Source organism: Peptoniphilus sp. oral taxon 836 str. F0141 (assembly GCF_000179335.1).
In the GTDB taxonomy this organism is placed as follows: domain Bacteria; phylum Bacillota; class Clostridia; order Tissierellales; family Peptoniphilaceae; genus Peptoniphilus_A; species Peptoniphilus_A lacrimalis.
Window position 1 is genome coordinate 57,189 of record NZ_AEAA01000121.1, and the last position, 23,383, is coordinate 80,571.

Here is a 23,383-nt window from a genome sequence, read left to right on the forward strand (position 1 = left end):
CTCCTCCTCTATTTATGAAGAATACTTTCATCAAGGACACCAATATATGGTAATGATCTGAATTTTTCATTATAATCCATACCATATCCTACAACGAATTTATCCTCAATTTCATATCCAATATATTTAACATAAATATCAATTTTTCTTCTCTTGGGTTTTGAAAGTAAAGTAGTAATAGCAACGCTATTAGCCGCCCTACTCTTAAAAAGGTCTGTCAAATATGATAAAGTTAAACCTGTGTCAATAATATCTTCTACAAAAAGTACATCTTTACCTTCAATATGTGTAGAAATATCCTTTAGTATCCTAACTTCCCCTACAGATGTTGTTCCGCTATATGAAGAAACATCCATAAAATCATATTCTAAATCCAGATCAATTTCTCTCATTAAGTCAGCCATAAAAGGAACAGCTCCTTTTAAAATACCCACCAATATAAGTTTTTTACCCTTATAATCGTTGCTTATAATTTTACCTAATTCTTGAACTTTTTTTTGGATTTCTTCCCTAGTAAAAAGAATTTCTTTAATTTCTGTCATCTTTTACCTCCATGTTAAGAATATTTTTGCTAAATTCAGTAATTTTATATTTATCATTTATTCCATATCCGATGACCCAAATAATATTTTCATCATCGCAAATAAGCCCGATAGAGTCCCTTTTCTCCCTATCAATTTTCTTATCTATAAAAAAATCTTTTAATTTTTTATTTGATTTCATACCCATTGGAGTAAATCTATCGCCTTTTTTTCTTGAACGAACATATAAATTACCCTTTATTTTATCTTTATCAATAGAAACGTTAAATCTATCTTTTTTATAAATATTATCCTTAAGTGTAATTATACCAAAATCACTATGATTATCTCCACAATTTAAATACAAAGATTCATAATTAATTTTTTGATACTTTTCTATTAATAGTTTATCATAAGAGATTCTAGCCCTAATATTTTTTGATATATCTATAGATGTTCCAGAATTCTTAAACAATAACATATAAATATCAATTATGATTTTTCTTGTTACAAAAGAAGGAAAATTTTCTTCTAAAAATTTTTTAATCACTTCTTGGCAAATAAATTTATCAAGAGTTTTAAGATAAGTTACATTAAAGTAATAATCTTTAAAAGAATTTCTATATTCTTTTTCTATGATAGTATCAAGATAGATTTTTTCTTCCCTGGCATTAATAGATAATCTATTTAGAGTATTAACTATATTGGGATTGAAATATTTTTCAATATAAGGTATAAGCTCAATCCTTATGCGATTTCTTGTATAGTCACTTTTTAAATTAGTTTCATCAATCACATATTTAAGATTATTCTTATTTAAATAATCCTCTATCTGATACCTTGGGATATTTAAGATAGGTCTTACAATATTATTATTAAATTGTAAGATTCCTGCCAAACCTTTTACCCCAGTTCCTCTAAAAATCCTTGTAAGAATAGTTTCAGCTTGGTCATTTAAATTATGAGCAGTAAGAATTTTTCTGCCATCTGCATTCTCTTTAAAAAATTCATATCTTAGAAAACGACCAGCTTCCTCAGCACTCATATTATTTTCCTTTGCGTATTCATTCATATTAACATGTTTTATATTATAATTAATATTAAACTTTTTGCAAATATCTATTACAAAATTTTCATCATTTTTTGCATTTTCTCTGATACCGTGATTTACATGACAAACTAATAAATCTAAATTAAATTCTTTCTTCAAATCTATGACATTGTAGAGAAGATACATAGAATCAGGACCTCCTGAAATTGCAAGAAGCAGTCTATCATTTTTTTCTATGGTTTTTTCTTCTTTAATTTTATCATAAAAAATTTTATCCATTATTTTATCCTAATAATAAAAACAAATAAGGACCCATAAAAAGGTCCTTATACTCAAATTAAAATCTATTCCTTGACCTGTTACCCTTAGTCTTTTGTTTTTCCCTAGATCTTTTTTGTTCCAATTTTTCGTTACTATCTTTTAAAAACTTGGCTAATTTATCTTCAAACTCAGTATTTATACCAACCTTTTCAGTATTTATCTGTACAGGCTTTTTTTCAATGCAGGCTTTGATTGATAAAGCTATTTTACCCTTATCATCAATTGAAAGAACTTTTACTTTCACATTTTGACCAGTTTCTAAAACATCAGAAACATCCTTTACGAAAGTATCAGAAATTTCCGAAATATGTACTAAACCTGTCAATCCGCTATCTAAATTCACAAAAGCACCAAACTTAGTTAGATTTGATACCACACCTTCTACAACATCGCCTACAGCTAAGCTCATAAACTATTTATCCTCCTGTTAATTTTGCCTATGGAGATTAAAAGAACTTCCTTTACTCTTGTCAATATACACAATTTCCCTAGGTTTTACCATTCCCAAATCATCTCTGGCAACTTTTTCAACAAACTCAATTGTATCAGCATTGTTAATTTCCCTCTTTAAATTTTTGATATCATTATTTAAACTACTAATCTCTCTACGATTTTCAGACAATATCTCTAGTTTTTGGTTTCTTAATCCAATTGATTTACTCATAGAGAAAGCAAAGTATATAAGAGTAATCAAAATAATGATTGCATAAATTAATGGGAAGCTTTTTCTCCTAGTTCTCATGTCTAACCTCCAAGTTAATTATTACAGAAAAGCGAAGAATTGTAAAGATATAAATTAAAAATTTTTAACATAAATATCTCAAATCATGTAGAAAATAACTATAATCAAAACAATAAAAATGAAAATCAAACTTAAATCTTCATTTTTTCTTAAAGTTAAAAAAGTAATGATAATTCCTGTTGCAAACAAAAAAATAAAAGAAATGTTTGAAAGATTTGACAATTTAATTTATCCTTTCATAAATAGATGAAGCTTCATCTTTAGAAACATTGTCATTTACTGATAATACCTTAACTAAAATCTCTTTAGTACCAAGCTTAATTTCAATAATATCGCCAATCACAACTTCATCACCAGCTTTGGCAATTTTGTCATTAATTTTAATTAAGCCTTTATCACAGGCAGATTTTGCCACAGTTCTTCTTTTTATAATTCTAGAATTTTTTAAATACTTATCTATACGCATAATTTTTAAAAAAAAGAAGGCACAAAGGCCTTCTTAGTTAAGATTACTTATTAACAGCTTCTTTAAGGGCTTTGCCTGATCTAAATACTGGTGCTTTAGAAGCAGGAATCTTGATAACTTCTTCTGGGTTTCTTGGATTTCTTCCTTCTCTAGCTTTTCTTTGTCTAACTTCAAAAGTTCCAAATCCAACTAATTGAACCTTTTCACCTTTTGCTAAAGCTTCTTCAACTGAAGCTAAGAAACCATTAAGAGCCTTTTCAGCATCTTTTTTAGTTAAACTGCTTTTTGTAGCTATGCTTGCTACTAATTCTTGTTTGTTCATAACATCCTCCTCGAAGATTAATATTTTTATAGTCTTTATAATCTATAAAATAAAGAGCATTCCAGCCTGCTCTAAAAGTAAGACTGTATAAATTATAACCTAAGTTTAGTCTTTTTTCTAGACCTAATTGAAAAAAATCCCTATTTTATCTCATTTTTTCTAATATTTTTTCAAAAATATCATATTTATTATAATATCCTTCAATATTTGCCAACTCACTTAACAAAATTGCATAAAAATAAAACTGAAAAGCTGAATCATCATCATTATTATCGAGATTTTTAATAATATCCCTTGCCTTGTCTTTAATTACTTCAAAGGATTTTTTGTCATAAGATAAGTTTGACTCATCTATAAAATTTAATAATGCTTTTTTCATTTGACCATAAATAAATCTCTCACTTCTTGGAATATATAGAGCACATCTGTGATTGATATCCTCAATTCTAGATAATTCAAATACTTTACAATTTACAAGATATTGAGATTTTAAGCCAGCATCTTTGATAAAAGTTACATCACTTTGTGGTGGATAAATTTCTTGAAGTTTTAAAGAAACATCCGAAGCTATACGCCTGTTATAAATCTGAGTTATAATGATATCCATATCAGGGTTTAAATCATAAATATTAAAATCATAATCGAGAAATAAAAGACCATCAACAGCATCTCTACCAACAGCACTTAATATTGGTTCAATAAAACTTATACCACTTGTTATCGTTGTTTTAGTATTCTTTCTTAAAAGTTCAACTGTCTTTTCAGCAACAAAAGGATTACCTGGAACAAAATAATTTATTTCTCCCCACTTATTTTCCTCCTCAAGTAAAGACGATACAATTTCATTATAAACATCCTCGAAAGATTTGTTCTCATCTTCCTCATAAACATAATCAAAAGAAGAATAAGATATATTATTATCTTTAAAATAATTGACAGCATCAAGCTTGTCCGTTCTCAAAAAATTTTTTTTACCATTATTAATAATTTTAAGAGCTTTATAAGTTAAATCATTCTCATCAGTTGCTCCTAAGCCAACTACATTTATCATAAATTCTCCTACACCATATATTTTTACCTTATTATATAAGATGGTTAATTAATTTTCAAATTTAACTGCATGATCAAATTTATTAACATTAATATTTACTAATATAGTGAATACAAAAATAGGAGACTAAGCCCTAGTCTCCCTAAATATAATATTATAAATTTTAATTAAATAATTTATACAAGTTCCAAAACTGCAACTTCAGCTCCGTCACCACGTCTTGGTCCCATTTTAATTATTCTTGTATAACCGCCGTTTCTGTCAGCATATTTTTCGGCTAATTCATTAAAAACCTTAGTTACTGTATCTTCGTCAAAAATATATGCGAGTGCTTGTCTTCTTGCGTGAAGATCTCCTCTCTTTCCAAGAGTAATCATTTTTTCAGCAATTCTTCTTGTTTCTTTAGCTCTTGTAACAGTTGTTACAATCTTTTCTTCTCTTAGAAGTGAGGTAACAAGATTTCTTAACATAGCACGTCTGTGGCTAGAATTACGGTTAAGTTTTCTTTGTACTGCCATTAGTACCTCCTTTTAATCTTCTTCAGTTTTCAGAGATAGATTCATTTCTTGTAATTTAGAAACCACTTCTTCCAAAGATTTTTTACCAAGGTTTCTAACTTTCATCATATCTTCTTCAGTTTTATTTGTCAGTTCCCCAACAGTATTGATACCCGCTCTTTTTAAGCAATTGAAACTTCTTACAGATAGGTCTAATTCTTCAACTGTCATCTCTTTAACTTTTTCACTTTGGTCTTCTTCTTTTTCAACCATAATATTAACTTCATCAACATGATTTATAAGACCAATAAATAAGTCTAAATGTTCTGTTAAAATTTTTGCTGCCAATGATGTTGCTTCATCAGCTTTCATTGAACCATCTGTCGTAACTTCAAGAATAAGTCTGTCATAATCTGTTCTTTGACCTACCCTTGTGTTTTCAACTTTCCAATTAACTTTTCTAACCGGAGAATAATTTGAGTCCACCGGTATTATTCCAATTTGAGTTACTTCATCTTTTTTTAATTCAGAAGGCTCATAACCACGACCTTTTTCTACTGTCATTTCAATATAAACATCTGCATCTTCATTTAAAGTTGCAATATGATGGTTAGGATTTACAACACTTACACTGGGTTCAAGAATAATATCTCCAGCAGTTATTTCTCCTTTACCTGATTTTTCTATAATTAGCTTTACAGGTTCATCATTTTCCATTTTGAAAACAATGGATTTAACATTCAAAATAATTTCTGGAACATCTTCTAAAACTCCTGGAATAGTGTCAAATTCATGTTCCACACCACGAATATTTATAAATGAAACAGCAGCCCCTGGTAGAGAGGATAAAAGAACTCTTCTCAAAGAATTTCCAATAGTAATTCCATATCCACTTTCAAGGGGTTCCACTATAAATTTTCCGTATTTTCCGGAATCATCCAGCTTATCAATAGTAATTTTAGGCTTTTCTATTTCTATCATGGGTACCTCCTCTAGTTTAGTAATATATTACTAACTAATTCCATTAAACTCTTCTACGTTTTGGCGGTCTACATCCGTTATGTGGAATTGGAGTTACATCTTTTATCATGGTAACTTCAAGGCCTGATGCTTGTAAAGACCTTATAGCAGCTTCTCTTCCGCTACCTGGACCTTTTACATATACATCAACAGATTTTAATCCATGTTCCTTTGCCTTATTAGCTGCTTCAGCTGCAGCTTCTTGAGCTGCAAATGGTGTTGACTTTCTAGAGCCCCTGAATCCTAATTGACCGGCACTTGCCCATGAAATTACATTTCCGTTTGTGTCGGTTAAAGTAACCATAGTGTTATTAAATGTAGAGGCTATATGAGCTTGACCTTTTTCAATATTTTTACGAGCACGACGTTTTACACGAGTAGCTCTTTGTTTTTTTGCCATTTATATATACCTCCTTACTTCTTCTTTGCAATTAATTTTTTAGGACCTTTTCTTGTCCTTGCATTAGTTTTGGTCTTTTGTCCTCTTACAGGAAGACCGGCTTTATGTCTACGACCACGATAGCAGTTGATTTCACGAAGTCTTTTGATGTTCATAGCAACATCTCTACGCAAATCACCTTCTACATGGTATTTTTGAATTTCATCTCTAATTCTTCCAAGTTCAGCTTCTGTTAAATCTTTAACTCTAGTGTCAAAATTAACATCTGCATCCTTTAGAATTTTTTGTGATCTGCTTCTACCAATACCGAAAATATAAGTTAAGCCAATCTCAACTCTTTTTTCTCTTGGTAAGTCCACACCGGCTATTCTTGCCATAATCTACCTCCTTAGCCTTGTCTTTGTTTATGCTTGGGATTTTCGCAAATTACCATTACTTTTCCTTTTCTTTTGATAATTTTGCATTTTTCGCACATTTTCTTTACTGATGGTCTAACCTTCATTGTAACCTCCTTACGGGATTATTTCTTTCTCCATGTAATTCTTCCCCTAGTTAGGTCATAAGGTGAAAGCTCAACTGTCACCTTATCTCCAGGAAGAATTCTTATATAATTCATTCTCAATTTACCTGAAATATGGGCAAGTATAATGTGTCCATTTTCAAGCTTAACTTTGAAATTAGTATTCGGTAATGCGTCAACAACTACGCCTTCTACTTCAATTACATCTTCTTTAGCCATATATAGGTATCCTCCTTTAGCTATAAGATAACAGAACTCTTCTAATATAGGCATCATTGAAATTTTCAACGTCCAACTCAACTACTGCCTTATATATATAAAGATGTTTTACCTTTTTCCTTTTAGGTTTACATAGCTTTCTTAATTTTCCATCAACAAGGTAGACATATTTATCATCAATAATGTCCAAAATGATAAATATTTCTCCCTCATCTCTACCTTTTTTGGATCTTACAATTTGTCCCCTTTCAAGAGATATTGTCCTCTCCATTATTTCACCTAACTTAGACCTTGAACTATATCGTCAAATACCTTCTTTATATCACTTTCTCCATTAATATTAAGAAGTAAATCTTGAGCCTTATAATAATCAATCAATGGAGCTGTTTGTTCAAAATAAACTTTAATTCTAGTTTTAACAGTATTTTCGGTATCATCATCTCTTTGAATTAGCTTTTCATGACAATTATCACAAATGCCATCTTCTTTAGGAGGATTATATTTTATATGGAAAGTGCTGCCACATGATTTACATACACGTCTACCTACAGCCCTTTCAATAAGGATTTCTGGTTTAACATCAATATTTATAACTTTAGTCAAGGACTTATCTTGTCTATCTAAAATTGCATCAAGGCTAACTCCTTGAGCTACTGTTCTAGGAAAACCATCTAAAAGAAATCCATCTTTACAATCATCCTTTGCCAGCCTATCTTCAACTAAATCTATAACTAATTCATCAGGAACTAGAAGTCCTTTATCCATATACGATTTTGCTTTTTCTCCTAGTTTTGTATGATTTTTAATATTTTCTCTAAAAATATCACCTGTTGAGATATGAACTATATTATATTTCTTAACGATAAAATCGGCTTGCGTACCCTTACCGGCCCCTGGAGGACCTAATATAACGAGTCTCATAATTCCTCCTATTTTCTTAAGAATCCTTTGTAGTTTCTCATTAACAATTGTTGCTCAAGAACTCTTGTTGTTTCTAATACTACACCAACTACGATAATAATACTTGTTCCACCATAATTAAATTGAAGATTTGAAATCTTTGTTAATATTGTAGGTAATACTGAAAGTATTGCAAGTGCAATTGCTCCCGGTAATACTAATCTATTTAATGACCTTTGTAAATACTCACTAGTCGGTTTACCTGGTCTTATTCCTGGAATAAAACCACCATTTTGTTGCATATTCTTTGAATATTCCACTGTGTTAAATTGAATTGTAGTATAGAAAAATGTAAAGAATATAATTAATATTACTGAACATAATACATAAATTACTACACCAGGACCACCTGATGGTGATAACCATTTTGTAATCCAATTTCTAGTAGCTTCGTTTTTAGTAAACATAGCTACTGTTGATGGTATTGCTAATAGTGAGTTAGCAAAGATAATAGGCATAACTCCTGTTAAAAGAACTTTAATAGGAATATGTGTTGCTTGACCTCCATACATCTTACGTCCTACTACTCTTTTTGCATATTGTACTGGAATTCTTCTTTCACCTTCATTAAGAATTACAACAAATACACAAATTGCAATAGCTAAAACTAAGAATATCCAAAGATATATAGAGCTAGCAAGTCCAGCTCTAACACGAGCTATTGATTGGAATATATCAACAGGAAATCTTGCTACGATACCAGCAAAGATTAATATTGAAATACCATTTCCAATTCCATGTTCTGTAATTTGTTCACCAATCCAAATAAGAATTGTAGAACCAGCTACTATAGAAATTATAATTGTAAAATATTCCAAGTAAGTTGTTGCATTAACAGCTTGTCTAAATATTCCAAAAGTATATCCTACTGCTTGTACAGCAGCAATTGCTATTGCAAGATATCTAGTATATTTTGCTATAGCTTTACGACCTGTATCTCCTTCTTTTGCTAAAGCTTCAAGTGAAGGGATAGCTATTGTTAAAAGTTGAAGTACAATTGAAGCTGTAACATATGGATATATATTACAAGCAAAAATTGTAAAGTTTCTAAAATTTCCTCCTGCCATTAAATCCATAAAGGCAAAAAGAGAAGCATTTGCACCGTTAAATAATTGCTCAATTACTGAAGTGTTCATAAAAGGAACAGCAATATGACTTCCTAATCTATAAAGTAGAAGCATAAAAAGTGTAAAGAGCATTTTCTTCCTCAATTGAGGAATTTTCCAAGCATTTTTAAAGGTGGAAAGCATTAAATCACCTCAGCCTTTCCTCCGCAGGCCTCAATTTTTTCTTTAGCTGACGCAGAGAAATGGCTTGCTTTAACATTAAGTTTTACGTTTAATTCTCCGTTACCTAAAATTCTTACTCCATCTTTTGCTTTTGACTTTTTAACTAATCCTTCTTGTATTAAAAGATCTTTTGTTACTTCTGTTCCTTCTTCAAAACGATTCAAATCAGAAACATTAACTGCTTGCGTTTGCTTTTTAAATATATTTGTAAATCCTCTTTTTGGAAGACGTCTAAATAAAGGCATTTGGCCACCTTCAAAACCTGGTCTTACTCCACCACCAGACCTTGAATTTTGACCTTTTTGACCTCTACCAGAAGTTTTACCAGTTCCAGAACCGATACCTCTACCAATTCTTTTTCTAGCTTTAACTCCACCGCCTGCTGCCGGTTTTAAGTCATGTAATTTCACTGGGCACACCTCCTCATTCTTCTACTTCAAGCATATATTCAACTTGTTTTATCATTCCTCTAATTTGAGGAGTGTCATTTTTTTCGACTACTTGTCCTAATTTATTAAGACCAAGAGCCTTAATAGTTTTTCTATGAACTGGAATTTTTCCTATAGGGCTTTTAACTAATTTTATTTTTAAAGTACTCATAAAACACCTCACCCTAAAATTTCATCAACAGATTTATTTCTTAACTTAGCAACAGATTCTGCAGTTTTTAATTTTTTTAAAGCTTCAATTGTTGCATTTACAGTATTCCTTGCATTATTGCTTCCTTGATTCTTTGTACGTATATCAGTTATACCACAAAGTTCGCAAACTGCACGCACAGCTCCTCCGGCTATAACGCCAGTACCTTCGTGAGCTGGTTTTAAGAATACTCTTCCGGCTCCAAATTCTCCTATAACCATATGAGGGATTGAAGTCTTCAATAAGTTTACTTTAATAATGTGTTTTTTAGCATCTTGTGTTGCTTTTCTAATAGCTTCAGGAACTTCAAGAGCTTTACCTGTACCTACGCCAACGTGTCCGTTATGGTCTCCTACAACTACTAGAGCTGAGAATCTAAAATTTCTACCACCTTTAACTACTTTGGCTACTCTATTGATAGATACAACTTTATCTTCTAAATCAAGTTCTGCCGCATTAATTAATGAACGTTCCATTTGTCCCTCCTTTTTAGAATTTAAGTCCTTCTTCTCTTGCAGCTTCTGCAAGAGCTTTTATCTTACCGTGATATATATATCCGCTTCTATCAAAAACAACTTCTTCTATACCTTTTTCAAGAGCTTTTTTAGCTATATCTTTACCAACTGCCTTAGCTGCTTCAATATTCTTAGTACTTTCTAAATTTAAAGATTTATCTAAGCTTGATGCACTAACGATAGTATTCATTGAATCATCATCTATAACTTGTGCATAAATGTGAGCATCTGACCTAAAAACAGATAGTCTTGGTTTACTAGCAGTTCCAGAAAGATGTCTTCTAATTCTCTTGTGTCTTTTTATTCTATTTGCATTTTTATCTATTTTCTTTAACACGTTAAATCACCTTTCTACTTACCTGTTTTTCCGACCTTACGTCTGATGTGTTCATCAACATATTTGATACCTTTTCCTTTATAAGGTTCAGGATGTCTAAATTCTCTAATATATGCTGCATAAGCTCCAACTTGTTGCTTATTATTTCCTTTTATTATAATTGAGTTTGCAGATGGAACTTCGACTTCAATTCCCTTAGGATCTTCTAATTCAAGAGGATGTGAGAAACCAAGTGTTAAAGCTAATTTCTTACCATTTTTACTAGCTCTATAACCAGTACCAACTATTTCTAATTCTTTCTTATATCCTTCTGTAACTCCGATAATCATATTATATATAAGAGTTCTAGTAAGACCGTGAAGTGCTTTAATTTTCTTGCTATCATTTGGTCTTAAAACTGTGAGAACTCCATCTTCTAATTCATAAGTCATGGATTTGTCAAAAGACTCAACCAGACTTCCCTTAGGTCCCTTAACTTCAATAGTGTTTTTATCAATTTTAACTTCTACGCCCTTAGGGATAACTATAGGTTTTTTTCCGATTCTGGACATTGTTTCACCTCCAATTACCAAATGTAGCAGATTACTTCTCCGCCAACTCCCTTTTCTCTTGCAACTTTATCTGTAATGATACCCTTAGATGTTGAGATTATTGCTATTCCAAGTCCACCTAGAACTTTAGGAACGTCTTCGCACTTAACATAAACTCTAAGGCCCGGTTTTGAGATTCTCTTAATTCCAGAGATAACTCTTTCGCCAGATTGTGCATATTTTAAATCTATCTTAATAATTCCTTGTTTGTTATCTTCTACAAGGTCATAATTTTTTATATATCCTTCATCTAATAGGATTTTTGCTATTTCCTTTTTAATATTTGAAGCTGGAATGTCAACAGATTTATGTCTTGCATGGTTACCATTTCTTATCCTTGTAAGCATATCCGCGATTGGGTCTGTCATCATATCAGTTTGCCTCCTTTCACCTTGGGTTTACCAACTAGCTTTTTTAACACCAGGAATTTGTCCTTTGTAAGCCAGTTCTCTAAAACAAATTCTACAAATTCCATATTTTTTTAAAACAGAATGAGGTCTTCCACAAATTTTACATCTGCTATATTCACGAGTTGAAAATTTTTGTTTCCTCTTTTGCTTTGCAATTAATGATTTTTTAGCCACAAAATTCCTCCATTCCTAATTCTTGGCAAATGGCATTCCCATTTTTTCAAGGAACGCTTTAGCTTCTTCATCAGTTTGTGCAGTCGTAACTATAGCAATGTTCATTCCTCTAATTGCATCTACTTTATCATATTCAATTTCAGGGAATATTAATTGTTCTTTAAGTCCTAGAGAATAATTTCCTCTACCATCAAAAGCATTTGCCTTAACTCCTCTAAAGTCTCTTACTCTAGGAAGTGCAACGTTCATTAATTTATCAAGGAAATCATACATTCTTTGACCTCTTAATGTAACTTTAACGCCAATTTTATGACCTTCACGAAGCTTAAAATTAGCTATTGATTTTCTGGCAAGTGTTACAACTGGTTTTTGTCCCGCTATTACAGTTAGATCATTTATAGCTGACTCAAGAACCTTAGGATTATCCTTTGCTTCTCCAAGTCCAATATTTAAAATAACTTTTTCTAGACGTGGCACTTGCATTTTGTTTTTGTAGCCGAATTTGTCCATTAGGTAGCCGGCAACTTCGTTATCATATTTTTCTTTTAATCTTGAAGTCATGTTTCTACCTCCTACTTAATAGTTTCGTTGTCTGATTTTTTAAATCTGACTTTCTTACCATTTTCAAATCTATATCCTAATTTAGTTCCTTTACCACTCTTTTGATCATAATACATAACGTTAGAAACGTGAATAGGATTTGCTTTCTTTTCAATTCCACCTGGTTTTGTAGGGCCTTGTGGTTTAGTGTGTTTAGTTACCATATTTACATTTTCAACTAAAACTCTATCTTTTTTAGGGAAAGTTTTAAGAACTTTTCCAACCTTGCCCTTATCCTTACCAGCAATAACTTTTACCATATCATTGGTTTTAATTCTCATAAATGTACCTCCTATTAAAGCACTTCTGGTGCCAAAGAGATAATCTTCATGAAGTTACCTCTTCTTAATTCTCTAGTTACAGGTCCAAAAATACGAGTTCCAACTGGGCTTCTGTCATCTTTTATAACTACTGCAGCATTATCATCAAAACTGATGTAACTTCCATCTTTACGGCTAATTCCCTTAGAAGTTCTAACAACTACAGCTTTTACTACAGAGCCTTTCTTTACGACTCCTCCTGGTGTAGCAGTCTTTACGGAACAAACAACTATATCACCAATATTTGCAATTCTTCTATTAGTTCCGCCAAGTACCTTAATAACGGAAAGTTCTCTTGCACCTGAATTATCTGCAACACGAAGTCTTGTTTCTTGTTGAATCATGCCTATCTCCTTTCAGTTATTACTTTGCTTTTTCTATAATTTTTACAAGTCTGAATCTTTTATCTTTACTTAACGGTCTTGTTTCCATAATTCTTACTTTGTCACCAATTCCGCATTCATTGTTTTCATCATGAGCCTTGTATTTTTTCGTGTTTTTATATCTTTTCTTGTAAATGGGGTGAGTTTTAAATGACTCAACAGCCACTACAATGGTTTTATCCATTTTATCGGAAACTACAGAACCAACTATAGTTTTTCTCATGTTTCTTTCCATCTTAGATTATCTCCTTTCCTTCTTGGAGTTGTCTTTCTCTAATGATAGTTTTAATTCTTGCAATGTCTTTTTTTACCATTTTAATACTTTGTGGATTGTCAAGTTGACCAGTTGCAAGTCTAAATCTTAAGTTGAAAAGTTCGCCCTTTAAATCGTCAGCCTTCTTTATAAGCTCTTCACTTGACATGTTGCGAATTTCCTTAACCTTCATTTGAGTCACCATCCTCTTTCTTAACAAACTTAGTTTTGATTGGCAGCTTCATAGATGCAAGTCTCATAGCTTCTCTAGCAACTTCTTCACTTACGCCACTCATTTCAAATAGTACTCTACCAGGTTTAACAACTGCTACCCAGTATTCAGGAGCACCTTTACCTGAACCCATACGTGTTTCAGCAGGTTTTTCAGATACTGGCTTATCGGGGAAAATTTTAATCCAAATATTTCCACCTCTACGAATATATCTTGTCATAGCACGACGTGCTGCTTCTATTTGATTTGAAGTTATCCATGCTGGTTCTAATGCTTTAATACCGTATTCTCCATAGGCTAGGGTGTTACCTCTTTGAGCCTTACCTTTCATTCTGCCTCTATGAACTCTACGATATTTCACTCTTTTAGGCATTAACATAAATTTTCCTCCTCTCTAATCTAGGATTTCTTATTTGATTCTTTATTTTTATCTCTATTGTTATTTCTTTTGAAATTTCTTTTTCCGTCTTTGTTATTGTTACGTCTTTTACGCTTTTTGTTGTCTTTGTCTTTATCTCTGTTATCTCTTGGTCTTCTTCTTTCTTCTTTAAATTCAGGAAGAATTTCACCTTTGTATAACCAAACTTTAACACCAAGTTTTCCGTAAGTTGTATCAGCTTCGCTAAATCCGTAATCAATATCAGCTCTTAGAGTTTGAAGAGGAATAGTACCTTCAGAATATCCTTCAGTTCTAGCCATATCTGCACCACCTAAACGTCCAGCTACAGCAGTTTTAATACCTAAAGCGCCAGCTCTCATAGTTCTTTGAATAGCTTGTTTCATAGCACGTCTAAAAGATACACGTCTTTCAAGCGCTTCAGCTATTGATTCACTAACTAATTGAGCATCAACATCAGGATTTTTAACTTCTTCAACATTTAATACAATAGATTTTCCTGTTAATTTTTCAACTTCTTTTCTTAATTCTTCAACACCAGCTCCACCACGGCCAATAACAACGCCAGGTTTTGCAGTATAAATAGAAACTTTTACTCTATTTGCAGCTCTTTCTATTTCAATCTTAGAAATTCCTGCTGCATATAATTTTTTCTTTATATATTTACGAATTTCGTTATCTTCTACTAAAAGTTCAGAAAAGTTTTTCTTATTGGCATACCATTTGGAATCCCAATTCTTAATTACGCCTACACGAAGACCGTGTGGATTAACTTTTTGTCCCATTGACTACCTCCTTACTCTTTTTCAGCTACTACAACGCCAATATGACTTGATCTTTTTAATATTGGATAAGCCATTCCTTTAGCCTTTGGATGAAATCTCTTCATTGTTGGACCATCATTGGCATAAGCCTTCTTTACATAAAGTAAGCTTCTATCTAAATTCAAGTTGTTTTCAGCGTTTGCTACAGCAGAATGTAGTACCTTGTATAGCTCATAAGCACCTTTTTTATTAGTGAACTTTAAAATAGAAAGGGCTTCATCAACTTGTTTGCCACGAATTTCGTCGCATATATAATTCACCTTAAGAGGTGAAATTCTAACGTATTTAGCAATTGCTTTTGCTTCCATTATTTACCCCCTCTTATTTCATAGTTGTGGTCTTTTCGCTTTTAGCAGTGTGACCTTTAAATGTTCTTGTAGGAACAAATTCACCTAATTTATGACCAACCATATCTTCTGTTATATATACTGGCACATGCTTTCTTCCATCATGAACTGCTATTGTATGAGAAACAAATTCAGGAAAGATTGTTGAGCGACGTGACCAAGTTTTAATTACTTTCTTATCGTTATTCTTATTTAATTCATCTATTTTCTTTAATAAATGTTCATCTGCAAATGGTCCTTTTTTTAATGATCTACTCATTTAAACCCTCCTTACTTAGTTCTTCTTCTTACAATATACATATCGGTCTTATTCTTTTTCTTTCTAGTCTTAAGACCAAGTGCTTTCTTACCCCAAGGAGTCATTGGTGATGGTCTACCTACTGGTGCTCTACCTTCACCACCACCATGTGGATGGTCTACAGGGTTCATAGCAGAACCTCTAACATGAGGTCTTTTTCCTAAATATCTCTTACGACCCGCCTTACCAAGAGTAACTAATTCGTGAGAAATATTTCCTACTTGACCGATAGTAGCCTTGCAATTTAAACTTACTAATCTAAATTCACTAGATGGTAATCTTAATTGAGCATATTTGCCTTCCTTAGCCATTAATTGAGCTTCAGTTCCAGCAGATCTTGCCATTTGTCCACCTTTTCCAGGAGTAAGTTCAATATTATGAACAGTAGTACCAACTGGAATGTCTTGAAGTCTTAATGCATTACCTACTTTAATATCGGCATTAGGACCACTTTCAACAACATCTCCAACCTTAAGTCCGTTTGGTTGGATGATATATCTCTTAGCACCATCTGCATAATGTAGAAGAGCTATATAAGCTGACCTATATGGGTCATATTCAATAGCTGCAACTCTTGCAGGTATATTATCCTTATCTCTTTTAAAATCTATTATTCTATATTTTCTTTTTACTCCTCCACCTCTATGTCTAGAAGTAATTCTTCCGTATGAATTACGACCAGTGGATTTTTTCAAAGAAATAGTTAATGACTTTTCAGGCTTCTTATTTGTTAACTCTTCAAAAGTTGAAACTGTCATTTTTCTACGTGAAGGAGTCGTTGGTTTATATCCTTTAATTGCCATTATTTACCTCCCTTAAATTGATTCAAAAAACTCAATTGGTTCGGAATCATCAGTTAATTTAACAATTGCCTTCTTCCAAGAAGGACGTCTTCCCATATGAGCTCCTTGTCTTTTAAGTTTTCCTTGCATATTCATTGTGTTGATTTTTTTAACTTTTACATTAAAAATTTCTTCAACAGCAGCTTTTATTTCAATCTTAGTTGCGTTTTTATCAACTTCAAATGTATATTTCTTATTTTCCATATCTTCCATAGACTTTTCTGTAACTATGGGTTTTCTAATAATATCATATTTATTCATTAGATAAACACCTCCTCAAGGGTGTCTAAAGCATCCTTAGTAATAACAAGTGAATTATATTTTAATAAATCATAAACATTAATATTCTTAACAAATTCAGTCTTTACACCTTCAATGTTTCTAGATGATCTAATAATATTTTCATTCTTATCATTTATAACAATAAGGGCTTTTTTATCTGCCTTTATATCTTTTAAAATATTAACAACAGTTTTAGTTTTAATTTCATTTAATTCAAGTTTATCTAAAACAATAATTTCAGAATCTTGTAATTTAGAAGTTAAAACAGACTTAAGAGCAAGTCTTCTAACTTTCTTAGGAGTGGTGTAAGAGTAATCTCTTGGCTTCTTAGCAAATACAACACCACCACCTCTAAATTGTGGTGACCTTATAGAACCTTGTCTAGCACGACCAGTTCCTTTTTGTCTCCAAGGCTTTCTTCCGCCTCCACGAACTTCTGAACGAGTCTTTGCTGAGTGAGTTCCTTGTCTTCTATTAGCTAAAATATTTTTAACTACTAAATAAACAACGTGTTCATTAACATCACAATTAAAGATGTTATCATTAACTTCAATTTCTGAAACGGGATTTCCTTCTATATTAATCATTTGAATCTTAGCCATGTTAATCCCCCTTACGCCTTCTTAACTGTTTCTTTAACAAAAACTTTAGATTTTTTGTTTCCAGGAATTGCACCCTTAACCAAAATCAAGTTTTTAGAAGCATCTATTCTTACAATTTCAAGATTTTGTACAGTAACTCTTTCGTTACCCATCTTTCCTGCCATTCTGTGATTCTTAAATACCTTGCCAGGATATGAAGCTGCACCCATACCACCAGGCATTCTGTGGAATTTAGAACCGTGAGTTTCTCTACCACGTCCAAATCCATGACGCTTAATAATACCAGCAGTTCCCTTACCTTTTGAAGTTCCAATTACATCAACATGTTCTCCAACTTCAAAGATATCTACCTTAATTTCATCTCCAAGATTATAGGAATCAACATCGTCTGTTAAAAATTCAGATAGATATTTTTTGTAGCTAACTCCTGCCTTATCAAAGTGTCCTTTAGTAGGTTTATTAACCTTATTTTCCTTAACAGCTCCTGCTGAAATTTGAATAGCACTGTATCCATCATTTTCAGAAGTTTTCTTTTGAGTAACTATATTAGGTTCAACTTCAATAACACTGACAGGGGTAACTATTCCTTTTTCGTCAAAAATTTGTGTCATACCAATTTTACGACCAATTAAATATTTCATGATTACCTCCTATTTTTTATAGCGGACTAAAACTAGTCATATAAAGCAAAGTTTTATAGTTTAATTTCTATATCAACGCCTGCAGGCAAGTTGAGTTTCATTAATGAGTCTACAGTTTTTTGTGTAGGATTAACGATATCAATTAGACGTTTGTGAGTTCTTTGCTCAAATTGTTCTCTAGAATCCTTGTACTTATGAACAGCTCTTAGAATTGTAACAACTTCTCTTTCTGTTGGAAGAGGAATTGGTCCAGAAACGCTAGCACCTGTTTGCTTAGCAGCCTCTGCAATTCTTGTTGCTGAATTGTCAAGTAATTCATGGTCATAAGCTTTAAGCTTAATTCTAATTTTTTGTTTGCCTTTATTTGACATATTTACCTCCTTGCAAAATGCGAGGGGATTGATACACGCAGCCTAGTGTTTAAACGGCTGCAATTTGAAAATATCCCCGCCGGAATCAATGTCCGACTTCTCCATCATAATTACCTCGCTCATCTTTTCATTAAAAAGCAAGCAACTTATGATTTCATCGCAGCATTTTTAACGCCTAACTATTATATAGGATAAATCCCTTATTGTAAAGACTTTTTTGCAATTTTTTTAATTTTTTTAAAAGTTTTTTTGAAAATTTTTCTAATGATATTTTTCTTGTGATAGATTAAAAAATATTTTTTATATCATGTCTATTTAAATTTAAAATGCTCTATAAAAAAATTATAATATTTTTTAATAAATTATAATATTTTTTAATATATGAAAAATAAATAATAAAATATTGCAATGATTTAGTGTTCCTTTTGAAAACTCTTAAATAAACTAATATCTATAGTAATATCTTTCGTATTTTGTTTATAAATCTTCTTTTGTGAACTTATAAATTTTGATTCCACTTCCATTCATAGTGTATACAAGTAATTACAAAAATTTTTTTAAAAATTTAAATAAAGTAAAATTCTATGATATTTTCTTTTAATCTAAGGTATAATTGTAATGAGGTGTTAATATGAATTTATTAGTATGTATAAAAGTTGTTCCTGATATCGGGAAAGCTAAAATAGACCCTATTACTAATAACTTAATAAGAGAGGGCTTAAAGATGATAATAAATCCTTCTGACTTATGTGCTTTAAAATTTGCACTTGATATTAAAGATAAGGCACAAGAAGATGTTAACATAACAGTTATTAGTATGGGTCCCCCACAAGCAGAAGATGCTATCAGAGAAACAATACAAATGGGAGCAGACAGAGGTTTTCTTATAATGGGTCTGGAATTTAGAGGTTCTGACACATTGGCTACTTCTTACACTTTATCCCAAGCAATCAAATCTTTAGGAAACTTTGATTTAGTCCTAACAGGTGATAAAACTCTTGATGGTGATACTGGTCAAATTGGTCCTGAACTTTCTGAACATTTATCTTTTAATCTGTTCTCTTTTGTTAAAGAACTTTCTTATGAAGATGGTTATTTTAAAGCAACACGTCTAACAAAAAATGGTGAAGAAGTTGTTAAATCAAAAGCACCACTACTGGTGACAGCGTTAAAAGACTCCGTTTCAAGACCTTCTAAATTTTCAAGAGGCAGAGAAGATATTGCAAAAAATGCTGAGATAAAAGTATTAAATGCTCAAAATATTGAACTTGATAATGAAAGAATCGGTCAAGCTGGTTCACACACAATTGTAAAAGAAGTTTTCCCTCCCAAAAAAGAAGAAGTTGGAAGAAAGATAGAAGGAGATATCAATCAACAAGTAGATGAACTTATTTCTATTCTTAAAGATAAGGGGGTTTTAAACTGATGAGTAATAATATTTGGGTTGTTATTGAAAATGCTGAAAATGACCTTACTGAACTTAGTAAGGAAATGATGAATAAGGCTAAAGCAATTGCCAAAACTCTAAACAAGAAATTAGTAGCAGTTGTCAGTGGTTACAATGAAGAAGAAATTTGTAAAAAATCAATAGCTTACGGAGCTGATTTAGTCTTAAACTGTAATCATAAACTTTTAAAGGATTACACAACCCTTCCATACACAAAAGTTTTCAACGAAATAATTGATAAATATAATCCATACTTGGTAATATTCCCAGCTTCTGTAAATGGACGTGATCTTGCAGGAAGATTATGTGCTAAGAAAAATTTAGGTCTTGTAGCTGAATGCAGCGACCTAAAGTTAGATGGAGAAGATATTAAATTTATAAGGCCCACTTTTGATGGAAAATTATTTTCTGATATAAGAGTTACAACAAAGCCTATGTTTGCAACAATTGGACATGGTGCCTTTTCTCCTGCAAAATATGACAATGAGAATAAGGGCGAAATTATAGAAGAAAAAGTTGAACTGACAGATGCAGACATCTTAACAGAAATTCTATCAAAAATACCAAGTCAAGTTAAAGAATCTGAATTGATTTTTGAAAATGCTAAAATAATAGTTTCTGGTGGAATGGGTCTTGTAGAATCTAAAAATTGGCACTTAATAGAAGAATTTGCCGATGCATTAGGTGCTAGTGTTGGAGCATCAAAACCTATTTGTGATCTTGGAATTTGCTCAAGCGATTTTCAAGTGGGAGTAACAGGAAAAAAAGTAAGTCCTGATATTTATATTGCAGTAGGTATTTCTGGAGCTATTCAACATATAAATGGTATTAAAAAGTCAAAACTTATTATAGCAATAAATAGTGACCCCAATGCACCAATATTTCAAATCGCTCACTATGGAATAGTTGCAGATTTATTTGATATTCTTCCAAAATTAACTGAAAAAATAAATAAAGAAAAATTGCTTGACTTATGATTAATTTAAAGCAAGAAAAAAAGGACCTCAAATGGTCCTTTTTGTATGCAAAAAATTAAATTACTTAACTTCTACAGTTGCTCCAGCTTCTTCAAGTTTTGCTTTGATGTCGTTAGCTTCGTCTTGAGAAACGCCTTCTTTAACTGGCTTTGGTGCTCCGTCTACTAGAGCTTTTGCATCTTTAAGTCCAAGTCCAGTAATATCTTTAACAACTTTAATTACTTTAACTTTTTCTTGTCCAGCTTCTGTAATTACTACATCAAATTCAGTTTTTTCTTCAGCTGCTGCTGGAGCTGCTCCACCTGCAACTGGTGCTGCTGCTGCAACTGGTGCTGCTGCAGAAACGCCAAATTCTTCTTCTAATGCTTTAACTACTTCTGATAATTCTAATACTGTAAGTTCTTTAATTTCTTCAATAAGTTTTTGAGTTTTTTCTGACATTTTAATTTTCCTCCTAATTTTTATGCAAGCCTTAAGCTGCATCTCCTTGTTTTTCTGCTATAGCGTTTAATACTATTGCAAGTGATCTGATTGTTCCGTTTAAAACATTTGCCAATCCTTGTATTGGTGCATTTAATCCACCTAAAACTTGGGCAATCAACACTTCCTTAGATGGTAATTTAGCTAATGCATCTACTTCAGCTAATGATAAAACTTTTCCATCAACGATACCTGTTTTAATTTCAAGTGCTTCATGATCTTTTGCAAAATCAGATGAAATTTTAGCTGCACTTGCAGGATCTGCCATACCCAATGCTATGGCTGAAGGTCCTTTAAGAAATTCATCAAGTTCTTCATAACCAAGTTCATTAAAAGCACGTTTCATCATAGTATTCTTATATACTTTATATTCAACTTGAGCTTCTCTGTATTTATTTCTAAGCTCAGTTACTTCTTCAACATTAAGTCCCCTGTAATTTAGAAGAACTATAGATTGTGCTTTATCAATTTTTTCTTTGATTTCAGAAACTACGGCTTGTTTAGCTTGTAATTTTTCTTCTTTCACCTTCTCACCTCCATAAATAAAAAATCTCACACCGCTTGTGAGACTTGAAAATCAAAATATTATCCTTGAAATTTCAAACCTCGGTAGGAAATTAAGAATACTCACCTACTGTCTGCGGTCGTTAACTTGTAGTATTATATACTTTTTATTTTTATTTGTCAACACCAAAATAAATTTTAATTCATATTTATTTGTTATCCTATAAAATTTTTATGTTGACATTATTTTTTTAAAATGTTATCTTAATTTTTGTTAGGAGGAATTTATGAAAAATAAGAATGTTAGAGATTTAGTTTTATGCTCGCTATTTGTGGCGCTAATTGCTATAGGTGCATTTATAAAAATACCTATTCCTGTTGTACCCTTTACATTGCAATTATTGTTCACCATGCTTGCCGGTTTACTATTAGGACCTAGTCTAGGTTTTTTATCAGTCCTTGTATATATAATCTTAGGGCTGATTGGACTTCCAATTTTTACTGAAGGTGGAGGAATTTTTTATATTTTTAAACCTAGCTTCGGTTACATATTAGGATTTGCTTTTGGTGCATATTTGACAGGATATTTATCCCATAAAGATAATAACCCTAGTATAAAAAGACTTTTATTTGCAAATTTTTCAGGTTTAATTGTAGTTTATTCATTTGGAATGATTTATTATTACTTTATAAGTAATTATTATTTGAATAATCCCATTGGTGTTTGGACTTTAATTTTATACTGTTTTATATTGGCTGTGCCTGGAGATATTTTCCTTTGCCTTATTGGTGGCTTATTGGCAAAGAGGCTTATTCCAATTTTGAGTAAAAATTTTAACTATAGGAGGCAATATGAGTAAAAGTATATTTATAACCGGAACTGGAACAGATATTGGCAAAACTTATGTTAGTGGATTAATTGTGAAAAAATTAAAGGACTATGGTTTTAAATCTTCTTATTACAAGGCAGCTATGAGTGGTAACCTTAGAGATGAAAAGGCTAATTTAATACCGGGTGATGCTAAATTCGTAAAAGATATTTCTGGAATTGACCAACCATTAAATGAAATGTGTCATTATGTGTATGAAAATGCAGTTTCACCCCATCTTGCTGCAAAAATTGAAGGTAATCCTGTAGACTTAGATGTAGCCGTTGAAAGATTTAATGAAGTTAAAGAAAAAAGTGACTTTGTAACCGTTGAAGGATCAGGTGGAATTTTATGCCCCCTTCGTTTTGACCATGAATATAAATTTTCATTAGTAGATTTTATAAAAAAATGCAATTTATCTTGTATTTTAGTTGCAGATGCAGGACTTGGAACTATTAATAATGTAGTTCTTACTCATTATTATATGAAAAATAATGGGTTAAAATTAAAGGGAATAATTTTTAATAACTATATTCCTGAAGATATAATGCAAGAAGATAATATTAAAATGTGTAAATATTTAACAGGTCTTAATGTTCTTGCCTGTGTAAAAAAAGATGATAAAGATATAGATATTAAAAAAGAAGATTTTGAAAAAATTTACGAATAG

General features: G+C 31.6%; 43 protein-coding genes and 1 other annotated feature. Of the genes, 4 read left to right on the forward strand and 39 right to left on the reverse strand.

All coding sequences use genetic code 11. From position 1 onward, the window contains the following. Nucleotides 1-8 precede the first annotated feature (8 nt). The 37 genes from hpt to rpsJ all read right to left on the reverse strand — a co-directional run bounded on the left by hpt (nt 9) and on the right by rpsJ (nt 18,436). Nucleotides 9-542: a hypoxanthine phosphoribosyltransferase gene (gene hpt, locus HMPREF9131_RS06535; protein ID WP_004824754.1), complete on the reverse strand. Its 534-nt coding sequence runs from the start codon at nt 540-542 to the stop codon at nt 9-11. After that, on the reverse strand, nt 529-1,851 hold the full coding sequence (gene tilS / locus HMPREF9131_RS06540; protein ID WP_009346078.1) for a tRNA lysidine(34) synthetase TilS: 1,323 nt from the start codon (nt 1,849-1,851) through the stop codon (nt 529-531). The genes hpt and tilS overlap by 14 nt, the downstream gene beginning before the upstream one ends. A 58-nt stretch (nt 1,852-1,909) precedes the next feature. Then, entirely contained in the window at nt 1,910-2,302 is a 393-nt protein-coding gene (locus HMPREF9131_RS06545; RefSeq protein WP_004824875.1) for a S1 RNA-binding domain-containing protein, read from the reverse strand. 18 nt (nt 2,303-2,320) lie between these two features. Further along, the gene (locus HMPREF9131_RS06550) at nt 2,321-2,635 is read right to left on the reverse strand and encodes a septum formation initiator family protein (protein ID WP_004824851.1); all 315 of its coding nucleotides are present in this window, start codon (nt 2,633-2,635) and stop codon (nt 2,321-2,323) included. A 223-nt stretch (nt 2,636-2,858) separates the two neighbouring features. Next, a complete protein-coding gene (locus HMPREF9131_RS06555) occupies nt 2,859-3,101 on the reverse strand; it encodes an RNA-binding S4 domain-containing protein (RefSeq protein WP_009346059.1) in 243 nt (80 codons plus the stop codon). A gap of 43 nt (nt 3,102-3,144) precedes the next feature. After that, a complete protein-coding gene (locus HMPREF9131_RS06560) occupies nt 3,145-3,441 on the reverse strand; it encodes an HU family DNA-binding protein (protein ID WP_255348614.1) in 297 nt (98 codons plus the stop codon). 127 nt (nt 3,442-3,568) lie between these two features. Then, entirely contained in the window at nt 3,569-4,474 is a 906-nt protein-coding gene (locus tag HMPREF9131_RS06565; protein WP_009346087.1) for an SAM-dependent methyltransferase, read from the reverse strand. A 176-nt stretch (nt 4,475-4,650) separates the two neighbouring features. After that, on the reverse strand, nt 4,651-4,992 hold the full coding sequence (gene rplQ / locus HMPREF9131_RS06570) for a 50S ribosomal protein L17 (RefSeq protein WP_004824815.1): 342 nt from the start codon (nt 4,990-4,992) through the stop codon (nt 4,651-4,653). A gap of 12 nt (nt 4,993-5,004) precedes the next feature. Then, entirely contained in the window at nt 5,005-5,952 is a 948-nt protein-coding gene (locus HMPREF9131_RS06575; protein ID WP_004824798.1) for a DNA-directed RNA polymerase subunit alpha, read from the reverse strand. Nucleotides 5,953-5,995: 43 nt separating this feature from the next. Continuing rightward, complete coding sequence (gene rpsK / locus HMPREF9131_RS06580) at nt 5,996-6,391, reverse strand: 30S ribosomal protein S11 (RefSeq protein WP_004824807.1); 396 nt, start codon at nt 6,389-6,391, stop codon at nt 5,996-5,998. Nucleotides 6,392-6,405: 14 nt separating this feature from the next. Beyond that, entirely contained in the window at nt 6,406-6,768 is a 363-nt protein-coding gene (rpsM, locus tag HMPREF9131_RS06585; RefSeq protein ID WP_004824824.1) for a 30S ribosomal protein S13, read from the reverse strand. An 11-nt stretch (nt 6,769-6,779) separates the two neighbouring features. Next, on the reverse strand, nt 6,780-6,893 hold the full coding sequence (gene rpmJ, locus HMPREF9131_RS06590) for a 50S ribosomal protein L36 (RefSeq protein WP_004824776.1): 114 nt from the start codon (nt 6,891-6,893) through the stop codon (nt 6,780-6,782). Nucleotides 6,894-6,911: 18 nt separating this feature from the next. After that, nucleotides 6,912-7,130: a translation initiation factor IF-1 gene (gene infA, locus HMPREF9131_RS06595; protein ID WP_004824847.1), complete on the reverse strand. Its 219-nt coding sequence runs from the start codon at nt 7,128-7,130 to the stop codon at nt 6,912-6,914. Nucleotides 7,131-7,146: 16 nt separating this feature from the next. Next, nucleotides 7,147-7,401, reverse strand: coding sequence for a hypothetical protein (locus HMPREF9131_RS06600; protein ID WP_004824854.1), 255 nt, complete (start codon nt 7,399-7,401; stop codon nt 7,147-7,149). Between the two features lie 8 nt (nt 7,402-7,409). Further along, nucleotides 7,410-8,051 carry an adenylate kinase gene (locus HMPREF9131_RS06605; protein WP_004824785.1) on the reverse strand — a complete coding sequence of 214 codons (642 nt, stop codon included), beginning with the start codon at nt 8,049-8,051 and terminating at the stop codon, nt 7,410-7,412. A gap of 8 nt (nt 8,052-8,059) precedes the next feature. Continuing rightward, nucleotides 8,060-9,340: a preprotein translocase subunit SecY gene (secY, locus tag HMPREF9131_RS06610; RefSeq protein ID WP_009346092.1), complete on the reverse strand. Its 1,281-nt coding sequence runs from the start codon at nt 9,338-9,340 to the stop codon at nt 8,060-8,062. Then, on the reverse strand, nt 9,340-9,789 hold the full coding sequence (rplO, locus tag HMPREF9131_RS06615) for a 50S ribosomal protein L15 (protein WP_004824835.1): 450 nt from the start codon (nt 9,787-9,789) through the stop codon (nt 9,340-9,342). The genes secY and rplO overlap by 1 nt, the downstream gene beginning before the upstream one ends. 13 nt (nt 9,790-9,802) lie before the next feature. After that, complete coding sequence (gene rpmD / locus HMPREF9131_RS06620) at nt 9,803-9,979, reverse strand: 50S ribosomal protein L30 (RefSeq protein WP_004824843.1); 177 nt, start codon at nt 9,977-9,979, stop codon at nt 9,803-9,805. 8 nt (nt 9,980-9,987) lie between these two features. Next, nucleotides 9,988-10,494: a 30S ribosomal protein S5 gene (rpsE, locus tag HMPREF9131_RS06625; protein ID WP_004824808.1), complete on the reverse strand. Its 507-nt coding sequence runs from the start codon at nt 10,492-10,494 to the stop codon at nt 9,988-9,990. 13 nt (nt 10,495-10,507) lie between these two features. Beyond that, a complete protein-coding gene (gene rplR, locus HMPREF9131_RS06630; protein ID WP_009346077.1) occupies nt 10,508-10,870 on the reverse strand; it encodes a 50S ribosomal protein L18 in 363 nt (120 codons plus the stop codon). Between the two features lie 14 nt (nt 10,871-10,884). Then, complete coding sequence (gene rplF / locus HMPREF9131_RS06635; RefSeq protein ID WP_004824788.1) at nt 10,885-11,421, reverse strand: 50S ribosomal protein L6; 537 nt, start codon at nt 11,419-11,421, stop codon at nt 10,885-10,887. 14 nt (nt 11,422-11,435) lie between these two features. Next, a complete protein-coding gene (gene rpsH / locus HMPREF9131_RS06640; RefSeq protein ID WP_004824857.1) occupies nt 11,436-11,831 on the reverse strand; it encodes a 30S ribosomal protein S8 in 396 nt (131 codons plus the stop codon). A gap of 27 nt (nt 11,832-11,858) precedes the next feature. Continuing rightward, nucleotides 11,859-12,044 (reverse strand): type Z 30S ribosomal protein S14, encoded by a 186-nt coding sequence (locus HMPREF9131_RS06645; RefSeq protein WP_004824746.1) that lies wholly within the window; start codon nt 12,042-12,044, stop codon nt 11,859-11,861. A 15-nt stretch (nt 12,045-12,059) separates the two neighbouring features. Continuing rightward, on the reverse strand, nt 12,060-12,605 hold the full coding sequence (gene rplE, locus HMPREF9131_RS06650) for a 50S ribosomal protein L5 (RefSeq protein ID WP_004824842.1): 546 nt from the start codon (nt 12,603-12,605) through the stop codon (nt 12,060-12,062). Between the two features lie 11 nt (nt 12,606-12,616). Further along, nucleotides 12,617-12,925, reverse strand: coding sequence for a 50S ribosomal protein L24 (gene rplX, locus HMPREF9131_RS06655; protein WP_004824811.1), 309 nt, complete (start codon nt 12,923-12,925; stop codon nt 12,617-12,619). A gap of 14 nt (nt 12,926-12,939) precedes the next feature. Next, nucleotides 12,940-13,308: a 50S ribosomal protein L14 gene (gene rplN / locus HMPREF9131_RS06660; RefSeq protein WP_004824813.1), complete on the reverse strand. Its 369-nt coding sequence runs from the start codon at nt 13,306-13,308 to the stop codon at nt 12,940-12,942. 19 nt (nt 13,309-13,327) lie between these two features. Next, nucleotides 13,328-13,582 (reverse strand): 30S ribosomal protein S17, encoded by a 255-nt coding sequence (rpsQ, locus tag HMPREF9131_RS06665; protein ID WP_004824763.1) that lies wholly within the window; start codon nt 13,580-13,582, stop codon nt 13,328-13,330. Nucleotide 13,583: 1 nt separating this feature from the next. Beyond that, on the reverse strand, nt 13,584-13,793 hold the full coding sequence (gene rpmC / locus HMPREF9131_RS06670) for a 50S ribosomal protein L29 (protein ID WP_019034367.1): 210 nt from the start codon (nt 13,791-13,793) through the stop codon (nt 13,584-13,586). Continuing rightward, entirely contained in the window at nt 13,783-14,211 is a 429-nt protein-coding gene (gene rplP, locus HMPREF9131_RS06675) for a 50S ribosomal protein L16 (protein ID WP_004824823.1), read from the reverse strand. The genes rpmC and rplP overlap by 11 nt, the downstream gene beginning before the upstream one ends. 20 nt (nt 14,212-14,231) lie before the next feature. Continuing rightward, the gene (rpsC, locus tag HMPREF9131_RS06680) at nt 14,232-15,014 is read right to left on the reverse strand and encodes a 30S ribosomal protein S3 (protein WP_009346079.1); all 783 of its coding nucleotides are present in this window, start codon (nt 15,012-15,014) and stop codon (nt 14,232-14,234) included. An 11-nt stretch (nt 15,015-15,025) separates the two neighbouring features. Then, a complete protein-coding gene (gene rplV, locus HMPREF9131_RS06685) occupies nt 15,026-15,361 on the reverse strand; it encodes a 50S ribosomal protein L22 (RefSeq protein ID WP_004824866.1) in 336 nt (111 codons plus the stop codon). A 13-nt stretch (nt 15,362-15,374) separates the two neighbouring features. After that, nucleotides 15,375-15,659, reverse strand: coding sequence for a 30S ribosomal protein S19 (rpsS, locus tag HMPREF9131_RS06690; RefSeq protein ID WP_004824833.1), 285 nt, complete (start codon nt 15,657-15,659; stop codon nt 15,375-15,377). Nucleotides 15,660-15,670: 11 nt separating this feature from the next. Then, on the reverse strand, nt 15,671-16,501 hold the full coding sequence (gene rplB, locus HMPREF9131_RS06695; RefSeq protein ID WP_004824799.1) for a 50S ribosomal protein L2: 831 nt from the start codon (nt 16,499-16,501) through the stop codon (nt 15,671-15,673). Nucleotides 16,502-16,513: 12 nt separating this feature from the next. Beyond that, nucleotides 16,514-16,801: a 50S ribosomal protein L23 gene (gene rplW, locus HMPREF9131_RS06700; protein ID WP_004824834.1), complete on the reverse strand. Its 288-nt coding sequence runs from the start codon at nt 16,799-16,801 to the stop codon at nt 16,514-16,516. Beyond that, the gene (gene rplD / locus HMPREF9131_RS06705; protein ID WP_009346061.1) at nt 16,801-17,424 is read right to left on the reverse strand and encodes a 50S ribosomal protein L4; all 624 of its coding nucleotides are present in this window, start codon (nt 17,422-17,424) and stop codon (nt 16,801-16,803) included. The genes rplW and rplD overlap by 1 nt, the downstream gene beginning before the upstream one ends. 11 nt (nt 17,425-17,435) lie before the next feature. Beyond that, nucleotides 17,436-18,065, reverse strand: a complete 630-nt coding sequence (gene rplC / locus HMPREF9131_RS06710) for a 50S ribosomal protein L3 (protein ID WP_009346072.1) — start codon at nt 18,063-18,065, stop codon at nt 17,436-17,438. A 53-nt stretch (nt 18,066-18,118) separates the two neighbouring features. Next, entirely contained in the window at nt 18,119-18,436 is a 318-nt protein-coding gene (gene rpsJ, locus HMPREF9131_RS06715; RefSeq protein ID WP_004824852.1) for a 30S ribosomal protein S10, read from the reverse strand. A gap of 631 nt (nt 18,437-19,067) precedes the next feature. On the opposite strand from rpsJ, the gene HMPREF9131_RS06720 reads away from it, so the two are divergent. Together HMPREF9131_RS06720 and HMPREF9131_RS06725 are read left to right on the forward strand one after the other, a co-directional pair. After that, nucleotides 19,068-19,862, forward strand: coding sequence for an electron transfer flavoprotein subunit beta/FixA family protein (locus tag HMPREF9131_RS06720; RefSeq protein ID WP_009346071.1), 795 nt, complete (start codon nt 19,068-19,070; stop codon nt 19,860-19,862). Next, a complete protein-coding gene (locus HMPREF9131_RS06725) occupies nt 19,862-20,860 on the forward strand; it encodes an electron transfer flavoprotein subunit alpha/FixB family protein (RefSeq protein WP_009346037.1) in 999 nt (332 codons plus the stop codon). Before HMPREF9131_RS06720 ends, HMPREF9131_RS06725 begins: the two co-directional genes overlap by 1 nt. A 60-nt stretch (nt 20,861-20,920) precedes the next feature. Here the strand turns inward: HMPREF9131_RS06725 and rplL are convergent, their stop codons facing one another. Together rplL and rplJ are read right to left on the reverse strand one after the other, a co-directional pair. Next, nucleotides 20,921-21,301, reverse strand: coding sequence for a 50S ribosomal protein L7/L12 (rplL, locus tag HMPREF9131_RS06730; protein WP_004824804.1), 381 nt, complete (start codon nt 21,299-21,301; stop codon nt 20,921-20,923). Nucleotides 21,302-21,332: 31 nt separating this feature from the next. Further along, nucleotides 21,333-21,866, reverse strand: coding sequence for a 50S ribosomal protein L10 (gene rplJ, locus HMPREF9131_RS06735; protein ID WP_009346080.1), 534 nt, complete (start codon nt 21,864-21,866; stop codon nt 21,333-21,335). A gap of 8 nt (nt 21,867-21,874) precedes the next feature. Then, nucleotides 21,875-22,002, reverse strand: a sequence feature (ribosomal protein L10 leader region). A gap of 129 nt (nt 22,003-22,131) precedes the next feature. Here rplJ and HMPREF9131_RS06740 point away from each other — a divergent pair. Both HMPREF9131_RS06740 and bioD read left to right on the forward strand, forming a co-directional pair. After that, complete coding sequence (locus tag HMPREF9131_RS06740) at nt 22,132-22,704, forward strand: biotin transporter BioY (protein WP_009346085.1); 573 nt, start codon at nt 22,132-22,134, stop codon at nt 22,702-22,704. Continuing rightward, nucleotides 22,697-23,383 carry a dethiobiotin synthase gene (gene bioD, locus HMPREF9131_RS06745; RefSeq protein WP_009346096.1) on the forward strand — a complete coding sequence of 229 codons (687 nt, stop codon included), beginning with the start codon at nt 22,697-22,699 and terminating at the stop codon, nt 23,381-23,383. The genes HMPREF9131_RS06740 and bioD overlap by 8 nt, the downstream gene beginning before the upstream one ends.